Consider the following 17,271-nt stretch of genomic DNA (forward strand, 5'->3'; position numbering starts at 1 on the left):
CGGAGATTCGCATGATCAAAAAACTGTTTGGTTTGACCATCCTGGCTGCGGCCGCAATGTCTTGCGCTCAGGCGGCCGAGCTCACCGGCACGCTGAAAAAAGTGAAGGAAACCAACAGCATCACCGTCGGTTACCGCGAGTCGTCGATTCCCTTCTCCTACCTCGACAACAACGGCAAACCCATCGGCTACGCGATGGAGCTGTGCGGCAAGGTGGTCGATGCCGTCAAGGCCGATCTGAAAATGCCCAGTCTGAAAGTGAACTACACCCCGGTCACGTCGAGCAACCGCATTCCCCTGCTCGAAAACGGCACCATCGACCTGGAGTGCGGCTCCACCACCAACTCGGTGGCGCGCCAGAAACAGGTGGCTTTCGGGCCGACCTACTTCGTCATCAACGTGACGGCTGCGGTGAAAAAAGATTCGGGCATCAGCGATTTTGCGCAACTGGCGGGCAAGACCATCGTCACCACCTCGGGCACGACCGCCGTGCCTCTGCTGAAAAAGTACGAAAAGACCAAGGACATGGAATTCAAGGAAATCTACGGCAAGGATCACGCCGAGAGCTTCCTGCTGATGGCCGATGGCCGGGCGGCCGCGTTTGTCATGGACGACATTCTGCTGGCCGGGCAGATCGCCAACTCCAAGGATCCGGCGGCCTACAAAATCCTGCCCGGTTCGCTGCGACAAGAGCCTTACAGCATGATGCTGCGCAAGGATGATCCGCAGTTCAAGGCGCTGGTCGACAAGACCATCGATGGCGTGATGAAGTCGGGCGAGATCAACAAGATCTACGCCAAGTGGTTCACCAGCCCGATTCCGCCCAAGGGCATCAACTTGAACTTCCCGGAAACCCCCGCGATCAAGGAAGCCTTCGCCAACCCGAACGACAAGGGCGTCGAATAAGCACCGCCAGGTTGGCAAGGAACCAAGCCGGCAGCTTTGCCGGCTTTTTTCCATGGTGAGATGACGCGGGCAGACGAGGGGATGACATGCTGGGTTTAGGCATTTTTTTGGAAGACACGCCGGACGGCGACACCACCTGGGGCATGTCGCTGCTCTCCGGGCTGGAATACACCCTGTTGCTGGTGGTCTGCGCCTGGGTGATCGCCATGGTGCTCGGCTCGGTATTGGGGGTGGTGCGCACCACCAAGCACCGCTTTTGGGTGATGCTGGGCAACGGCTATGTGGAACTGTTCCGCAACATCCCCCTTCTGGTGCAGTTTTTCCTCTGGTATTTCGTGCTGCCCAGCGTGATTCCGCCGCTCAAACGATTTGCCAACGCGGTTGATCCGGGCACCTTCCAGATTCTCACGGCCGTGGTTTGCCTCGGGCTGTTCACCGCGGCGCGGATTGCCGAGCAGGTCAAGTCGGGCATTCAGTCGCTGCCGCGCGGGCAGACTTTCGCCGGTCTGGCGCTGGGGCTGACGCCGACGCAGACCTACCGCTACGTGCTGCTGCCCATGGCGTACCGCATCATCATTCCGCCGCTCACCTCCGAGTCGATGAACCTGGTGAAGAACTCCGCAGTGGCCTATTCCATCGGCTTGACTGAACTGTTTTTCCGCACCCGCGAGATGGGAGAGATGACCTTCCGCTACTTCGCGGCCTTCGGCGCGGCCACGGTGCTGTATGTGGCGGTGGCGTTTTCCATCAACCGCATCATGGCGTGGGTGGAGCGCGCCACGGCAGTGCCGGGCTATATGGGCGGGAGCAAGTGATGGGCGATTTTGACTTTGGCTCCATCGTCTCGGTGCTGCCCTTTTTGCTCAAGGGGTTGACCTACACCATCCAACTCACCGTGGTGGCGGCCATCGGCGGCACGCTGCTGGGTATTTTGCTGGCGCTGGCGCGGCTGTCGCACCTGAAGTGGCTGTCCTTGCTGGCGGCGGGCTACATCAATCTGATGCGCTCGATTCCGCTGCTGTTGGTGATTTTCTGGTTCTACTTCCTGGTGCCGGTGATGCTGCAGTCGATCACCGGATCGGACTATCCGCCCAAGATCGGGGCGGAGCGTTCGGCCTATTTCACCTTCATTCTGTTCGAGGCGGCGTATTTCGCGGAGATCGTGCGCGCGGGCATCCAGAGTATTCCCAAAGGGCAGCTGGGCGCGGCCTATGCGCTGGGCCTGACCTACGCGCAGTCGATGCGGCTGATCATCCTGCCGCAGGCGCTGCGCAATATGTTGCCGGTGCTGCTCACCCAGACCATCGTGCTGTTCCAGGACGTGTCGCTGGTGGCGCTGCTCAACGTCACCGACTTCGTCGGCGCCGCCATGAAAATCGCGCAGCGCGACAGCCGCGTGGTCGAGATGTACACCTTGGTGGCCGTGGTGTATTTCGTGCTGAGTTTCCTGCTGTCGCAAGGCGTCAAGCGCCTGCATCAGCGCATCGCCATCGTGCGGTAATGCGATAAGTCATTTTCAATGGATCGTTCCATGACCCAGAATTCTGCCCAGGGCGCTAACGCGCCGATGATCGATATTCGCCAGATCAGCAAGTGGTACGGCGACTTCCAGGTGCTCACCGACTGCTCCACGCAGATTGCGCGCGGCGAAGTGGTGGTGGTGTGCGGGCCGTCGGGCTCGGGCAAGTCCACGCTGATCAAGTGCGTCAACGCGCTCGAACCGTTTCAGAAGGGCGATGTGGTGGTGGACGGCACGTCGATTGCCGACCCCAAAACCAATCTGCCCAAGCTGCGCGCGCGCGTGGGCATGGTGTTTCAGCACTTCGAGTTGTTTCCGCACCTGACGGTGACCGACAACCTCACGCTCGCCCAGATCAAGGTGCTTGGGCGCAGCAAGGCCGAGGCGCGCGAGAAGGGCCTGCTCTACCTCGACCGCGTGGGTCTTTCGATGCACAAGGATAAATTCCCCGGCCAACTCTCCGGCGGCCAGCAGCAGCGCGTGGCCATAGCGCGTGCGCTGTCGATGGACCCGATTGCCATGCTGTTCGATGAACCGACCTCGGCGCTCGATCCGGAGATGGTGGGCGAAGTGCTCGACGTCATGGTCAAGCTCGCCGAAGAGGGCATGACCATGATGGTGGTCACGCACGAAATGGGCTTTGCGCGCAAGGTGTCGCACCGCGTGGTGTTCATGGATGCGGGGCGCGTGGTGGAAGATTGCCCGACGCCGCAGTTTTTCTCGACCAGCGAACAGCGCAGCGAGCGCGCCGCGCACTTCCTGGCAAAAATCCTGCAGCACTGAGCGGCCGCTTCATTGCGCGGCAGGGCGGGGCGTAGCATGTCGGCGTTGCCGTTTTCGCCACCCGACATGACCTCGAACCCCACGCTCACCCCCACGCTCACCCTCACGCGCCCCGACGATTTTCACCTGCATCTGCGTGATGGCGCCGCCATGCGCGATGCGCTGCCCTGGACGGCACGGCAATTCGCTCGGGCCATCGTCATGCCCAATCTCAAGCCGCCCGTGGTGCATCTGCGGCAGGCTCTCGACTACCGCGCACGCATCGTGGCCGCCTTGCCTGAGGGCAGCGATTTCACCCCGCTGATGACGCTCTATCTCACCGACGACACCACCCCGGCGATGGTGACCGAGGCGAAGAACAGCGGCGTGGTGCATGCGTTCAAGCTCTACCCGGCGGGCGCAACGACTAATTCGGACAGCGGAGTGACCGAACTCAAGCGCATCTATCCGGCGCTCGACGCCATGCAGCAGGTCGGCATGCCGCTGTTGATTCACGGCGAAGTGACCGACCCCGAGGTGGATGTGTTCGACCGCGAGGCGGTGTTCATCGAGCGGCATCTCATCGCCCTGCGCCGCGCTTTTCCCGAGCTCAAGATCGTGCTGGAGCACATCACCACGGCCCAGGCCGCCGCGTTCATTCAAGAGTCGCACGACCGCGATGCCCAGGGCGCGCCCCTTCTGGCCGCAACCCTCACGGCGCATCATCTGCTGCACAACCGCAATGCCATGTTCAAAGGCGGCATGCGGCCCCACTACTACTGCCTGCCCGTGCTCAAGCGCGAGACCCACCGCCAGGCCCTGCTCGATGTCGCCACGAGCGGAGACGACCGTTTCTTTCTCGGCACCGACTCCGCGCCGCATGCGCGCAACACCAAGGAAACGGCCTGCGGCTGCGCCGGTTGCTTCACGGCGGCCAATGCGCTGGAGTTGTACTGCGCGGCTTTCGAGCAGCGCAATGCCTTGCACCGACTCGACGATTTCGCCAGCCGTTTCGGCGCGGCGTTCTACGGTTTGCCGCGCAATACGGGCTCGATCACCCTGGAGCGCCGGAGCTGGCAGGTGCCCGACACGCTGCCCTATGCCGACGCCGACATCGTGCCCCTGCACGCGGGCGAAGCGATGGAGTGGCAGGTGCAGGTCGGGGTTTGATCTCCCGGCGTGTGACCCCGGTCTGATCTTGCTTTATGCGAACGACCCGGCCAGCGGAATCGGCAGGTCGGGCACCCGGTAATTGCTCGTGGTCATCAGGTCGATGCCGCAACTCAGGCCCTCGGCCCAGTCGATGAATTGCGCCACGGCCGGTTTGCCCTTGATGGGGGAGCCATGCTGCGGCACGATCATCTCGATGTCCAGCGTGCGCACCATGCTGGCCCAATACCGCAGGATCTTGTTCGACACCATGTAGCGGCGGTGGAAGGCTTCCATATGGGGCAGGGCATCGGCCAGTTGCGCAAACGGGCGGCCCGCCTGCGCACCGCTGACGAGTGAAACCCCCAGATCGCCCGAGAACAGGATTTTGCTGATCGGGTCGTAAAACTGGAAGTTGCCCTCTGCGTGCAAAAAGTGCGCTGGCAGCAGCACGATGTCGCTCTTGCCCAGGCGCAGCGTTCCTCCGGCGTCAGGCACGGCGATGATGCGTTTGTCGGTTTTGCCGAGCTTGCAGAAATGCGGAGCAAAACGCGCCCACAGACGAGAGATCACCAGATCGGCCTTGGAGGCGGTCATCCAGCGGTCTAGTGAGGCGATGATGTCCGGGTCGGCATGCGAAGCCAGCAGGTAGTGCAAGTCTTGCGGCGCCATGTATTTGCGCATGGTCAGCGTGAGTTCGTTGAACGTCATATTGCCGCCCGGATCTATGAGCGCGCCCTGGCCGTGGTCGATGAGGAGGAATTGATTGGCCTGCACGGCGTCGCCGTCGTCTTCGACCAGATCGCTGAACATGAGGCACAGATGCGTGCCGTTGTTGAATAGTTCTGTCGCCACTGAATTCGCTCTTTCGCTGAACCGCAAAAAATGTAAAGGCGAATCATCCGATCTTTTGAATACATGAAGCTTTGCGCTGCATCAAAGGCAGGGCATTCTGGGGTCTGCAACCGGGTCGGCGAGATTTCTCCGTCATAATGCGGCCTGCGAAGTGGGGTGGGCAGTCGCGGTGTGCTTCAGGCGCATCGAGGAAGGTCCGGACTCCATAGGGCGGGATGACGGCTAACGGCCGTGCACGGTGACGTGACGAACAGGGCCACAGAGACGAGTAAACGCCGGGCAACCGGCGTGGACGTGAAACGCGGCAACCTCCATCCGGAGCAACACCAAATAGGCAGACGCGCCAGCGGCAACGCTGGCACAGCGCGGCCCGTGCGAGTCTGCGGGTAGGTGGCTTGAGCCGCGCAGCAATGCGCGGCCTAGAGGAATGGCTGCCACGGTGCGGGTGCAAGCCCGCGCTGCACAGAATCCGGCTTATAGCCCCGCTTCGCACTTTTCCCCTCAGTTTTTACAACCCCGATCGGGTGCGGATCGGTGCTGCCCGTCATCCGTCAAGGTGCAGATGCGCTTCCATTTCTAGAAAGAACATTCAAGGCATACTCTAAATTGTTCATTTTTATAAGAAACATGCTCATTTACTGGTTCCATAAACAGTATCTAAGTCCTTGTTTTGTAAAAGAAATTTCAGGGTTTCAGGCTTGACCGCAGCTGTCGCGATCCCCTAAAGTGGCGAATAGTGCAAAAAAGTGGGGAATAGTGCAGAGCGCTGCGCCATTTCACCGGCCCCACTGCAGCACGGCAACCGCGGGCGACTTCATGTTTATTGGCATTTCGGCACTCACTCTGGACGGCAAAGGTCGCATGACCGTGCCTGCCCGGCATCGTGATCTGCTGATGGCGCGCTCGCAGGGGCGACTCACGCTGACCAAGAGCCCCGACGGTTGTCTGCTGATGTTTTCCGACGACGAGTGGACGAGTTTTCGCGACCGGGTGATGCAGTTGCCCATGTCGGCGCAGGGCTGGAAGCGCATCTATCTCGGTCATGCCACCGAAACCGAAATGGACGGCACCGGGCGCGTGCTGATTTCGCCCGAATTGCGTCAGGCCGTCGGTCTGGAGCGCGAGGTCGATCTCATCGGCATGGGGCGTCACTTCGAGATCTGGGATCGCGCCAAACATCAGGCGCAAGAGGCTGCGGTGGTCGAGGCAGGCATGCCCGACGCCGTGCGCGACATTGTGTTGTGACCGTGTATGCCCCACACCACTCCCATGCCCAGCGCCGAAACGGCGCACCGCACCGTGTTGCTGCACGAAGCGGTCGACCAACTGATCACCAACCCGGACGGGGTGTACCTCGACGCGACTTTCGGGCGTGGCGGACACAGCCGGGAAATTCTGCGGCGGCTGTCGCCCGCCGGTCGGCTGATTGCGATCGACCGCGATCCGCAGGCCATCGAAGCCGCGGCCCAGATTCACGATGCGCGTTTTGTGATCAAGCACGCGCCTTTCTCCGAGTTTGCGCGGGTGCTGCACGAGCAGGGCGTGGCGCAGGCCGATGGGCTGCTGTTCGATCTGGGCGTGTCGTCGCCGCAACTCGATCAGCCCGAGCGCGGCTTCAGCTTCCGCGCTGACGGGCCTTTGGATATGCGGATGGACAACAGCAGCGGGCAAACCGTCGCTGAGTATCTGGCCACGGCCAGCGTGGATGAAATTGCAACCGTGCTGAGGGATTATGGAGACGAACGGGCGGCTGTCCAGATTGCAAAGAAGATTGTGGCTCGCCGCGATGCCGGAGCGCCTCTCGCGCGCAGCGGCGAACTCGCCGCACTGGTTGCCAGTGCCGTCAAGAGCCGTGAGCCGGGTCAGGACCCGGCCACCCGCACGTTTCAAGCTCTTCGGATTCACGTCAATGCCGAGCTTGCGCAAATCGAAACGGCGTTGAGCCAGGTGCTCGACTGCCTGAGGCCGGGCGGGCGGCTGGCCGTGATCAGCTTTCATTCGCTGGAAGACGCGCTGATCAAACGCTTTATTCACCGCCATGCCCGCGCACCGGCGGTCGATCGGCGCCAGCCCTTCGTCCCCGGCGTTTCGGCCGAGTTTCAGCCGCAATTCAAGGAGGTGGTGCGGATGCGGCCTTCGGCGGCGGAAATCAGCGGCAATGCGCGGTCGCGCTCGGCCATGCTGCGCGTGGCACAACGGGTCTGAGGAACACGCGATGACCCGAATCAACTTCCTGCTGCTGTTTGTCGTGGTGCTGTGCGCCATGTCGGTGGTGCGCGCGCAGTACCAGGGCAGGCGCACGTTTGCCGCGCTGGATGTGGCGCAGCAAAGGGCCGAGCAGTTGCAGATGGACAAGGATCGTCTGCAGGTGGAATACCGCGCGATGAGTGCGCCGGGCCGCATCGAGAGAATCGCGCGCACCCAGCTCGACATGCGCCCCATTACGGCCGCGCGCACCATCTTCGTACACGAAGGCCAGGTCACCCTGCCGCCGCTGCCCGTCATGCCGCAGTCCCCGCCGAAACCGGCGAGTCAAGGTGCGCGGCGATGAAGAATCCGGCTATGCGTGCGCACAAGTCGGCAGCCAGCTATGGCAAGAGCCCGCTGCTGAATGTGAAGTTGCCGCCAGGTCGCGCCTGGCTGGTGAAGGGGCTGCTGTTTGCGGCGTTTGCGGCGCTGGGTCTGCGCGCCTTCTGGGTGCAGGTGTGGACGACGCAGTTCTATCAGAACCAGGGCGATCTGCGCTTTGTGCGCACCATCGAGCTGCCGGCGATGCGCGGCCGCATTCTCGACCGCAACGGCAACATTCTGGCGTCGAGCATCCCGGCCAAGACGATCTGGGCCGATCCCACGCAGGTCGAGTCGGGCAACGACAGGGTGCAGCAACTCGCCCGGCTGCTCGGCCTGAACGCCGCCGATCTGCAGCGCCGGCTCGACTCCAACAAGCAGTTCGTCTATCTCAAGCGGCAGGTGGACATCGACGTGGCCAAGGAGGTCAAGGCGCTGGGCATCAAGGGCATTTATGAATCGCCCAGCTACAAACGCTACTACCCGGAGGGCTCGGCGGCGGCGCAGCTCATCGGCTTTTCCAATATCGAAGGCCAGGGGCAGGACGGCATGGAGCTGGCGCTGCAAGCGCGGCTGGCCGGTCACCCCGGGGTGCGCAAGGTCGTGAAAGACCGGCTGGGTAATGTGATCGAGGATGTGTCGGGCGGGGTGCCGCCGGTGGACGGACAGGATGTGCGCCTGTCGATCGACAGCAAGATTCAGTATCTCACCTACCAGGCGCTCAAGCAGTCGGTCGAGGACAACAAGGCCAAGAACGGCAGCGCGGTGGTGATCGATGCGAAAACGGGCGAGATTCTGGCAATGGCCAACTACCCCAGCTTCGATCCGAATAGCCGCAAGCGCATGACCGAGGCGGACATCCGCAACTACGCCGTGACCGATGCCTTTGAACCCGGCTCGGTGCTCAAGCCCATCACCCTGAGCGCAGCCTTGCAGGCCGGCATCATCACCCCGACGACGGTGTTCCATACCGCGCCGGGCTGCCAGCAGTTTTACGGCGCCAATATCTGCGATGACAGCAACAACGGCAATATCGAACTGCCCCAAGTCATCCAGTATTCGAGCAACGTCGCCACTTCGCAGGTGGTGAGCAAGATGCCAGCGCAAGTGCAGTGGAATATGTACACCGCGGTGGGCTTCGGCCAACGTCCGCAGATCGAGTTTCCCGGCGCGACCAGCGGGCTGATGCGGCCCATGAAACGCTGGCGCCCGATCGACCGCATCACCATGGGCTTCGGCTATGGGCTGGGCATCTCCACCCTGCAGCTGGCGCATGCCTATCTCATCTTCGCCGACCGTGGCCGCATTTTCCCGGTCACCCTGTTCAAGCACGATGAGGCGCCCGAAGGCGTGCAGGTCGTCTCGCCCACCGTGGCGCGCGAAATGCGCGGCATGCTGGCGCTGGTGACGCAGCCCGGCGGCACCGCACCGGCGGCGGCCGTGCCGGGCTACTCCACCGGCGGCAAGACCGGCACCGCCTGGATTGCCAAGGATGGCAAGTACGACAAAAAGCTGTTCCGGGCGCAATTCGTCGGGCTGGCGCCGATCCATCATCCGGTGCTGGTGATGGCGGTTTCGGTCGATCAACCGACGGGTGGCAAGCACTTCGGCGGTCAGGTATCGGCTCCGGTGTTCGGTGCGGTGGTGCCGCAGGCGCTGCGCATTCTCGGGGTACAGCCCGACCTGCCGGTCAAGCCCGACCTCGTTCCCGCGCAAACCGCGCAAGCCCTGCAACTCCCGGCGGGCCGGGCGATGAAGGGGGGCGCATGAATCACACGCCGAAAGCGGTCGATACCGTGCTGCAAGCGTTGCGCGCCTTGGGCGTCGCGGCCGATGCGACGTGGAGCGCCGACAGCCGCAGCCTGCAGCCCGGCGAGGTGTTCGTCGCCTGGCCAGGGGCGGCGCGCGATCCGCGTCAGTTCGTGGCGCAGGCCTTGGCCGCGGGGGCGGCGGCCGCGCTGGTCGAGGCCGAGGGCGCGCAGCATTTCGGCTTCACCGATCCACGCATTCTGGCTGTTGACGGTCTCAAGGTGCTGGCCGGGCCGCTTGCGGCGGCCTGGTACGGACATCCCTCTCAAGGAAACGCAGGGCCGCCCCAAGTTTCCTTGACCCCCGCGGGGGGCGGGCTGGGCGCAGCCCGGCCCTGGGGGCGCTCTCAGGTCGTCAAGCTGCTGGCCGTGACCGGCACCAATGGCAAGACTTCCTGCGCTTTGTGGGCAGCGCAGGCCCTGAACGCGGCTGGGCAGCGCTGCGGGGTGATCCGGCTGCGCGAGCAAGGCGCGCTTTGGTGCGCCATCGAGGCATCGAGCATCGGCCTGGACGAACATCGCCTGGCGGGTTGCGCTATTCATGCGGCTGCATTCACCAATCTGACGCAAGACCATCTCGACTACCACGGCGACATGGCGGCCTATGCGCGCGCCAAGCGGGCGCTGTTCATCTGGCCGGGGCTGCAGCATGCCGTACTGGATATCGACGATCCCTACGCCGCAAGCGTCTTGCTCGCCGATTGCCGCAGCCGGGGGCTGCAGGTGCAAACCACCGCGCTGATCGCCAAGGCCGACTGGTGTGCGGAGGACGTAGTGCAGACTTCCACTGGCCAGCGCCTCACTCTGGTGCATCACCACCATCGCCACGCGCTGGATCTGCCCGTGCTGGGCGCCTTCAACCTGCGCAATTTGCTGGTGGTTGCCGCGCTGCTGCACACCACGGGGCTGGATGACGCCGCCATTACCGCCGCCTTGCGCACGGTGCGCGCGGTGCCGGGTCGCATGCAGATGCTGGGCGGCATCGGTGCGCCGCTGGCGGTCATCGACTACGCCCACACGCCCGACGCGCTGGACAAAGCGCTGCAAGCCCTGCGGCCTGTCACCGCCAAGCGCAAAGGCAAGTTGTGGTGCGTGTTCGGCGCCGGCGGCGACCGCGATGCGCGCAAACGCCCGCTGATGGCACAGGCCGCCGAGGCTCACGCCGACCGCGTGGTACTCACCAGCGACAACCCACGCAGCGAAGCGCCAGGCGCCATTCTGCAAGACCTGCTCGCCGGTCTGCAGCAACCCGCGCAAGCCCTGCTGATCGAAGATCGCGCCGCCGCCATCGCCCAGACCCTGTCGCACGCCGCTGTGCACGACGTGGTGCTCATCGCGGGCAAGGGGCACGAAAACACGCAAGAGATCGCCGGACACAAGCAAGCCTTCAGCGACGCCTTCCATGCCCGCATGGCACTGGCCGCGCGCGGCGCAGGGCTTTGCAGCCTGGGCGAATTGCGCGACTGGATCGGGCCCGAGGTCCGCCTCATCGGCGAGGCCGAGGTGGCGGTGAGCGCCATCGAGACCGATAGCCGCAAACTCACGCCGGGCGCGCTGTTCGTCGCCTTGCGCGGCGCCCGCTTCGATGCGCACGACTTTCTGCCGCAGGCAGCGGCCGCTGGTGCGCGCGCCCTGCTGGCCGAGCAAGGCGTGGCGGCAAGCGGGCTGCCGGGCATCGAGGCGCCCGACACCCTGCGCGCATTGGGCCTGTTGGCGCGAGGCTGGCGGCGGCAGCAGACGTTGCCGCTGATCGCGGTGACCGGCAGCAACGGCAAGACTACGGTGACGCAGATGCTCGCAAGCATTCTGGCGGCGTGGCAGGGCGAAGACCGGCGTCTGGCGACGCAGGGCAACTTCAACAACGAGGTGGGTCTGCCGCTCACTTTGCTGCGCTTGCGGCCGCAACATCAGGCCGCCGTGGTGGAGCTGGGCATGAACCATCCGGGCGAGATCGCCTGGCTCGCCAGTCTGGCCGAGCCCACCGTTGCGCTGGTGAACAACGCCCAGCGCGAACATCAGGAATTCATGCATAGCGTCGAAGCGGTCGCGCACGAAAACGGCGCGGTGCTCGCCGCATTGCCGCAGACCGGGGTGGCGGTGTTTCCCGCAGACGACGCCCAGAATGCGATCTGGGTGGCGCAAGCCGCCGGTCGGCGTGTGTTGCGCTTTGCCCTGCGCGAAGAGGCTGAGGCGGACGTGGAGGCTGAAGTCAGCGGCCATGCGTTTTATCGGCAGGGCCAGTTGCGGCTGCAATTGCATACCCCGGCGGGCCATGCTGAAGTGGGCCTGCAACTGCTGGGGCGGCACAACGCGCGCAATGCGCTGGCGGCGACAGCAGCGGCCTTGGCCGCAGGCGCTCCGCTGGATGCCATCTGCCGCGGACTCGAAGCCTTTGCTCCGGTGGCCGGGCGTCTGGTGCCGCGACGTCTGCGTTGCGCCGACGAGCACACGCTGCTGCTGATCGACGACAGCTACAACGCCAATCCCGACTCGGTGCGCGCCGCCATCGACGTGTTGACCGAACTGCCCGGGCGCAGCCTGCTGCTGCTCGGCGATATGGGCGAAGTCGGTGACAACGGCCCGGCCTTCCATGCCGAAGTGGGTGCGTATGCGGCCCAGCGCGGCGTGGCGGCGCTGTGGGCCTGCGGTGCCATGACGGCGCAGGCGGTCGCGGCCGCACAGGCGGCGGGCCTGGCGGCAGCAAAGCATCAGCCCGACTTGATGGACTTCACCCTGGATGCCGCGGCGCTGCGCGAATTCGACACCGTGCTGGTCAAAGGCTCGCGCTTCATGCGCATGGAGCGCGCGGTGCAGGCCATCGCCGCGCTGGCGGCGAACGGTAATGGCGCGTCCACGCAGGAGGTGCACCATGCTGCATAGTCTGGCCATGTGGCTGATGGAGCTCTCGCCCGATCTGCGCTTTTTTCGGGTGTTCAACTACATCACTTTCCGCGCGGTGATGAGCACGCTCACCGCGCTGTTCATCGGCCTGCTCGCGGGCCCTGCAGTCATCCGCAAACTCACCGCGATGAAGGTCGGCCAGGCCGTGCGTCAGGACGGGCCGCAAACGCATCTCATCAAGACCGGCACGCCCACCATGGGCGGGGTGCTGATCCTGCTGTCCATTGGCGTGTCCACCTTGCTGTGGATGGATCTGAGCAACCGCTTCGTCTGGCTGGTGCTGCTGGTCACGCTGGGATTTGGCACCATCGGCTGGGCGGATGACTACCGCAAGGTGGTCTACCGCGACCCCAACGGCATGCGCTCGCGCGACAAATACTTCTGGCAGACGCTCATCGGCGTGGCCGCCGCGTTCTACCTGGCTTTCGCCGTGTCGGGCAAGGGCAACGCCGAGGTCTGGCATCTGTTCGTGGCGTGGTTGCAAAGCGGCATGAGCATGCCCTTGCCCCCCGCTTCCGACCTCATCGTGCCGTTCTTCAAATCGGTCAGTTATCCGTTGGGCGTGACCGGCTTCATCGTGCTGAGCTATCTGGTCATCGTCGGCAGCAGCAACGCGGTCAACCTCACCGACGGCGCCGATGGCCTGGCCATCATGCCCGTGGTCATGGTCGGCAGCTCGCTGGGCGTGTTTGCCTATGTCACCGGCAACGCGGTGTATTCCAAATATCTGCTGTTCCCCTTCATTCCGGGAACGGGGGAGTTGCTGATTTTCGTGGGCGCCATGGTCGGCGCTGGGCTGGCCTTTCTGTGGTTCAACGCCTATCCGGCGCAGGTGTTCATGGGGGACGTGGGCGCGCTGGCGCTGGGCGGCGCCTTGGGCACCATCGCCGTGATCGTGCGCCAGGAAATCGTGCTGGCCATCATGGGCGGCGTGTTCGTCGCTGAAACCGTGTCGGTGATGATTCAGGTGACCTACTTCAAGTACACCAAGAAGAAGTACGGCGTGGGACGGCGCATATTCAAAATGGCGCCGCTGCACCATCACTTCGAGCAACTCGGGGTGAAAGAGTCGCAGGTGGTGGTGCGGTTCTGGATCGTCACCATGATGCTCTGTCTGGTGGGCCTGGCGAGTCTGAAGCTGCGATGAACCTGAACTCACTCTCCATTCTCGTGCTCGGTCTAGGCGAATCCGGCCTGGCGATGGCGCGCTGGTGTGCGGCGCAAGGCGCGCGGGTGCGCGTGGCCGACAGCCGCAGCGCGCCGCCCGGGTTGGCCACGCTGCAGCGCGAAGTGCCATCGGCGCAGGTGCATTGCGGCAGCCTGAGCGCCGACCTGCTGGGCGACGCGCAACTCGTGTTGCGCAGCCCTGGCATCGCGCCGCACGCGGCCGAGTTTGCCGCGCTCACACAGGCAGCCGCCGAACGCGGCGTGCCGATGGCCGGTGAGCTGCATCTGTTCCAGTGGGCGCTCGACGCGCTGCGCGCAGAGCGAGGCTATGCGCCCAAGATCGTCGCCATCACCGGCACCAACGGCAAGACCACCGTCACACGGCTGACCGGGCTGATGCTGGAGCGCGCGGGCTGGAGCGTGGCAGTGGCGGGCAATATTTCGCCGTCCATGCTCGACGCGCTGCAGGCCCGGCTTGACGCCGACGACCTTCCTGCAGCCTGGGTGCTGGAGCTCTCCAGCTTCCAGCTTCATGGCATGGAGGGCTTCGCCGCCGACGCCGCCACGGTGCTCAACCTCACCCAGGACCATCTCGACTGGCACGGCGACATGACGGCCTACGCCGCCGACAAGGCCAACATCTTCGGCAATCAGAGCGCGCAGGGCGTCATGGTGCTCAACCGCGACGATCCGCAGGTGCTGGCCATGCAACGCCCGGGCCGCAAGCTGCGGCGCTTTGGTCTTTCGGCGCCGCAACAACCGGGAGACTGGGGCGTGGTGCGAGAAGGCGGCATCGACTGGCTGGCGCGCGCCCTCCCGGAAGAGGACTCCCCCCGAAATCGCCGCGGTGCGGCGATCTCCCCCCAGGGGGCCGGGCAAGGCGGGCGCGCACAACATCGCCAATGCCCTGGCCGCGCTGGCGCTGGGCGATGCCGTAGGCGCGCCGCTCGCGCCCATGCTGCATGCCCTGCGTGAGTATCGCGGTGAACCGCATCGCATGCAGACCGTGGCGGTGATCGACGGCGTGCGCTGGATCGACGACAGCAAGGGCACCAATGTCGGCGCCACGGTGGCGGCACTGGCGGGCATGGAAACGCCGGTGGTGCTGATCGCCGGTGGGGACGGCAAGGGGCAGGATTTTTCGCCGCTGCGCGCGCAGGCCGCGCGGCTGCGCGCTGCGGTGCTGATCGGCCGCGATGCGCAGGCCATCGCCGCGGAGCTGCAGGGGCTGGCCCCCACCGAATTCACGCAGTCCCTGGAGCAGGCTGTGCAGCGCGCCGCCACGCTGGCGAAGACCGGCGACGCGGCGCTGTTGTCACCCGCTTGTGCCAGTCTGGACATGTTCCGCAACTACGCGCATCGTGCCGAGGTGTTTGTCGCCGCCGTGCGCGAGTTGGCCGAAGCGCGTGGACAAGTCTGGAACGAAGGGGCCGACCATGCTTGAGCGCATGTTGCCCTTCCTCGGTCGCAAGCGCGACAAGGCAGCGGCCGATCTGCCAGTGCGCGTGGGGCATAGTGCGCCGCGCAATTCGCGCATGCTGGAGTACGACCAGAACCTGGTCTGGGTCACGCTGCTGCTGCTGGCCTACGGCCTGGTGATGGTGTATTCGGCCACGATTTCCTTCCACGACTCGCCGCGCTATGCGCAGTGGTCGCCATACCACTATTTCATCCGTGATCTGTTCTCCATCGCGGCGGCCTTGCTGGCAAGCTGGATCGTGGTGCAGATTCCGATGGCCGAGCTGCAGAAATGGTCGATGCGCTTTTTCTTCCTCTCGCTGATCGGGCTGGTGCTCGTGTTGTTGCCGCATATCGGCAAGGACGTGAACGGCTCCAAGCGCTGGGTGGTTTTCCCCGGCGGGCTGAACTTCCAGCCCTCCGAACTGGTCAAGCTCACCGCGCTCATCTATGCCGCCGATTTCATGGTGCGCAAGCAGGAGGTCAAGCAAAGCCTGCTCAAGACCTTCCTGCCGATGATGGCGGTGATGATGATCGTGGGCGTGCTGCTGCTGGCCGAGCCCGACATGGGTGCCTTCCTGGTCATCGCTTCCATCACCTTGGCCATCCTGTTTCTCGGCGGGGCCAATGGCAAGCTGTTTTCGGTGTTCAGCGTGGCGGTGATCGGCGCCTTTGTGTTGATGATCGTGCTCTCGCCCTGGCGGCGGGACCGCATCTTCGCCTATCTCAACCCCTGGTCGGAATCGAATGCGCTGGGCAGCGCCTATCAGCTCTCGCACGCACTCATCGCCATGGGGCGCGGCGAGTGGTTCGGCGTCGGCCTCGGCGGCAGTATCGAAAAACTGCATTACCTGCCGGAAGCGCACACCGATTTTCTGTTGGCCATCATCGGCGAGGAACTGGGTCTGGTGGGCGTCGGCGTGGTGATCTTCGCGTTCTACTGGATCGTGCGCCGCGCCTTCGACATCGGCCGTCAGGCGCTGGTGCTCGACCGCATGTACAGCGCGCTGGTGGCGCAAGGCATCGGCGTGTGGATCGGCGGGCAGGCGTTCATCAATATCGGCGTGAACCTCGGTCTGCTGCCCACCAAGGGGCTGACGCTGCCGCTGATGAGCTATGGCGGCTCGGCGCTGCTGCTCAACTGCATGGCCATTGCCGTGCTGCTGCGCGTCGATTTCGAGAACCGGGTTCTGATGCGCGGAGGGCATGTATGAAAAGCCCCCCCCGAGATCGCCGCGTTGCGGCGCTCCCCCCCCAGGGGGCGGAACAAGGCTTGGGGCGGCCCGGCGCCTTGCCCCTGTCGCCCTCGGCTGCGCCAGTGGCCGTCATCATGGCGGGAGGCACCGGCGGTCATATCTTCCCCGGCATTGCCGTGGGCGAAGGGCTGCGCGCTGCGGGCTGGACGGTGTACTGGATGGGCGCGCCCACCGGCATGGAGGCGCAGCTCGCGCCGCGTCACGGCTTCGACATGCTTTGGGTGCGCTTCGGTGGCCTGCGCGGCAAAGGGCTGGGCGGCTATATCGCCTTTCCCGGTGGCTTGATGAGCGTGTGGGCTGGGGCCAAGCTGGTGGTGCATGAGCAGAACGCCGTCGCCGGTCTGGCCAACAAGGTGCTCGCGCGCCTGGCCGACCGCAGCTACACCGCGTTTCCCGACGCGCTGCCGGGTGCGCAGTGGGTGGGCAATCCGGTGCGTGCGGAGATCTGCGCCTTGCCTTCGCCCGAGCAGCGTTACGCCGGCCGCAGCGGGCCGCTGCAGGTGCTCGTGGTCGGCGGCAGTCTCGGCGCGCAGGCGCTCAACTCGCTGGTACCGCAGGCGCTGGCGCTTTTGCCTGCAGTCGAACGCCCGCAGGTGCGTCATCAAAGCGGGGCCAAGCATCTGCCGACCCTGCAACAGGCTTATCTCGACGCTGGGGTGCAAGCCGACTGCGTGGCCTTCATCGACGACATGGCCGCGGCTTATGCGCAGGCCGATCTGGTGATCTGCCGCGCCGGTGCCTCGACCGTGACCGAAGTGGCCTGCGCCGGTGTGGCAGCGCTGTTCGTGCCGTTCCCCCATGCGGTCGATGACCACCAGACGGTGAACGCGAAATTTCTCGCAGGCCGCGATGCGGCGCTGCTGATTCAACAACGCGACCTGAGCGCGCAGGGGCTGGCCGAGCTGCTGCAAAGCCTGGACCGC

At 64.6% G+C, this 17,271-nt stretch carries 14 protein-coding genes, 1 other RNA gene and 1 pseudogene; 15 read left to right on the forward strand and 1 reads right to left on the reverse strand.

Translation table 11 applies throughout. The features are described 5' to 3' along the window. Window positions 1–11 precede the first annotated feature (11 nt). The 5 genes from B7X30_RS06950 to pyrC all read left to right on the forward strand — a co-directional run bounded on the left by B7X30_RS06950 (window position 12) and on the right by pyrC (window position 4,356). Complete coding sequence (locus tag B7X30_RS06950) at window positions 12–905, forward strand: transporter substrate-binding domain-containing protein (RefSeq protein ID WP_286730016.1); 894 nt, start codon at window positions 12–14, stop codon at window positions 903–905. 86 nt (window positions 906–991) lie between these two features. Then, complete coding sequence (locus tag B7X30_RS06955; protein ID WP_013104520.1) at window positions 992–1,720, forward strand: amino acid ABC transporter permease; 729 nt, start codon at window positions 992–994, stop codon at window positions 1,718–1,720. Further along, window positions 1,720–2,406, forward strand: coding sequence for an amino acid ABC transporter permease (locus B7X30_RS06960; protein ID WP_013122133.1), 687 nt, complete (start codon window positions 1,720–1,722; stop codon window positions 2,404–2,406). The genes B7X30_RS06955 and B7X30_RS06960 overlap by 1 nt, the downstream gene beginning before the upstream one ends. A 66-nt stretch (window positions 2,407–2,472) precedes the next feature. Continuing rightward, a complete protein-coding gene (locus B7X30_RS06965) occupies window positions 2,473–3,207 on the forward strand; it encodes an amino acid ABC transporter ATP-binding protein (protein WP_286730024.1) in 735 nt (244 codons plus the stop codon). Window positions 3,208–3,273: 66 nt separating this feature from the next. After that, entirely contained in the window at window positions 3,274–4,356 is a 1,083-nt protein-coding gene (pyrC, locus tag B7X30_RS06970; protein ID WP_286730017.1) for a dihydroorotase, read from the forward strand. Between the two features lie 33 nt (window positions 4,357–4,389). Here the strand turns inward: pyrC and B7X30_RS06975 are convergent, their stop codons facing one another. Further along, the gene (locus tag B7X30_RS06975) at window positions 4,390–5,190 is read right to left on the reverse strand and encodes an oxygen-binding di-iron domain-containing protein (RefSeq protein WP_276729013.1); all 801 of its coding nucleotides are present in this window, start codon (window positions 5,188–5,190) and stop codon (window positions 4,390–4,392) included. A 148-nt stretch (window positions 5,191–5,338) separates the two neighbouring features. Between B7X30_RS06975 and rnpB the strand changes: the two genes are divergently transcribed. The 10 genes and pseudogenes from rnpB to B7X30_RS07025 all read left to right on the forward strand — a co-directional run. Then, window positions 5,339–5,683, forward strand: an RNA gene (gene rnpB / locus B7X30_RS06980) — RNase P RNA component class A. Between the two features lie 323 nt (window positions 5,684–6,006). After that, window positions 6,007–6,435: a division/cell wall cluster transcriptional repressor MraZ gene (gene mraZ, locus B7X30_RS06985; protein WP_013104526.1), complete on the forward strand. Its 429-nt coding sequence runs from the start codon at window positions 6,007–6,009 to the stop codon at window positions 6,433–6,435. A 24-nt stretch (window positions 6,436–6,459) separates the two neighbouring features. Continuing rightward, window positions 6,460–7,395, forward strand: a complete 936-nt coding sequence (gene rsmH / locus B7X30_RS06990) for a 16S rRNA (cytosine(1402)-N(4))-methyltransferase RsmH (RefSeq protein WP_286730018.1) — start codon at window positions 6,460–6,462, stop codon at window positions 7,393–7,395. Between the two features lie 10 nt (window positions 7,396–7,405). Next, complete coding sequence (ftsL, locus tag B7X30_RS06995; protein WP_286730019.1) at window positions 7,406–7,741, forward strand: cell division protein FtsL; 336 nt, start codon at window positions 7,406–7,408, stop codon at window positions 7,739–7,741. Then, window positions 7,738–9,528 carry a peptidoglycan D,D-transpeptidase FtsI family protein gene (locus tag B7X30_RS07000; RefSeq protein WP_465020158.1) on the forward strand — a complete coding sequence of 597 codons (1,791 nt, stop codon included), beginning with the start codon at window positions 7,738–7,740 and terminating at the stop codon, window positions 9,526–9,528. Before ftsL ends, B7X30_RS07000 begins: the two co-directional genes overlap by 4 nt. After that, window positions 9,525–12,446, forward strand: coding sequence for a bifunctional UDP-N-acetylmuramoyl-L-alanyl-D-glutamate--2,6-diaminopimelate ligase MurE/UDP-N-acetylmuramoyl-tripeptide--D-alanyl-D-alanine ligase MurF (gene murF, locus B7X30_RS07005; RefSeq protein ID WP_286730021.1), 2,922 nt, complete (start codon window positions 9,525–9,527; stop codon window positions 12,444–12,446). Before B7X30_RS07000 ends, murF begins: the two co-directional genes overlap by 4 nt. Then, a complete protein-coding gene (gene mraY / locus B7X30_RS07010) occupies window positions 12,436–13,614 on the forward strand; it encodes a phospho-N-acetylmuramoyl-pentapeptide-transferase (RefSeq protein WP_286730022.1) in 1,179 nt (392 codons plus the stop codon). Before murF ends, mraY begins: the two co-directional genes overlap by 11 nt. Next, a pseudogene (gene murD, locus B7X30_RS07015) lies at window positions 13,611–15,078 on the forward strand (UDP-N-acetylmuramoyl-L-alanine--D-glutamate ligase). Before mraY ends, murD begins: the two are co-directional and overlap by 4 nt. Beyond that, entirely contained in the window at window positions 15,071–16,306 is a 1,236-nt protein-coding gene (gene ftsW, locus B7X30_RS07020; RefSeq protein ID WP_286730023.1) for a putative lipid II flippase FtsW, read from the forward strand. The pseudogene murD and the gene ftsW overlap by 8 nt, the downstream one beginning before the upstream one ends. A 116-nt stretch (window positions 16,307–16,422) precedes the next feature. Beyond that, window positions 16,423–17,271 (forward strand): UDP-N-acetylglucosamine--N-acetylmuramyl-(pentapeptide) pyrophosphoryl-undecaprenol N-acetylglucosamine transferase (locus B7X30_RS07025; protein WP_286730025.1); only part of this gene is annotated, 849 nt, incomplete at its 3' end.

The organism is Thiomonas sp. 13-64-67, assembly GCF_002282795.1.
GTDB classification, from domain to species: Bacteria; Pseudomonadota; Gammaproteobacteria; order Burkholderiales; family Burkholderiaceae_C; genus Thiomonas; species Thiomonas arsenitoxydans.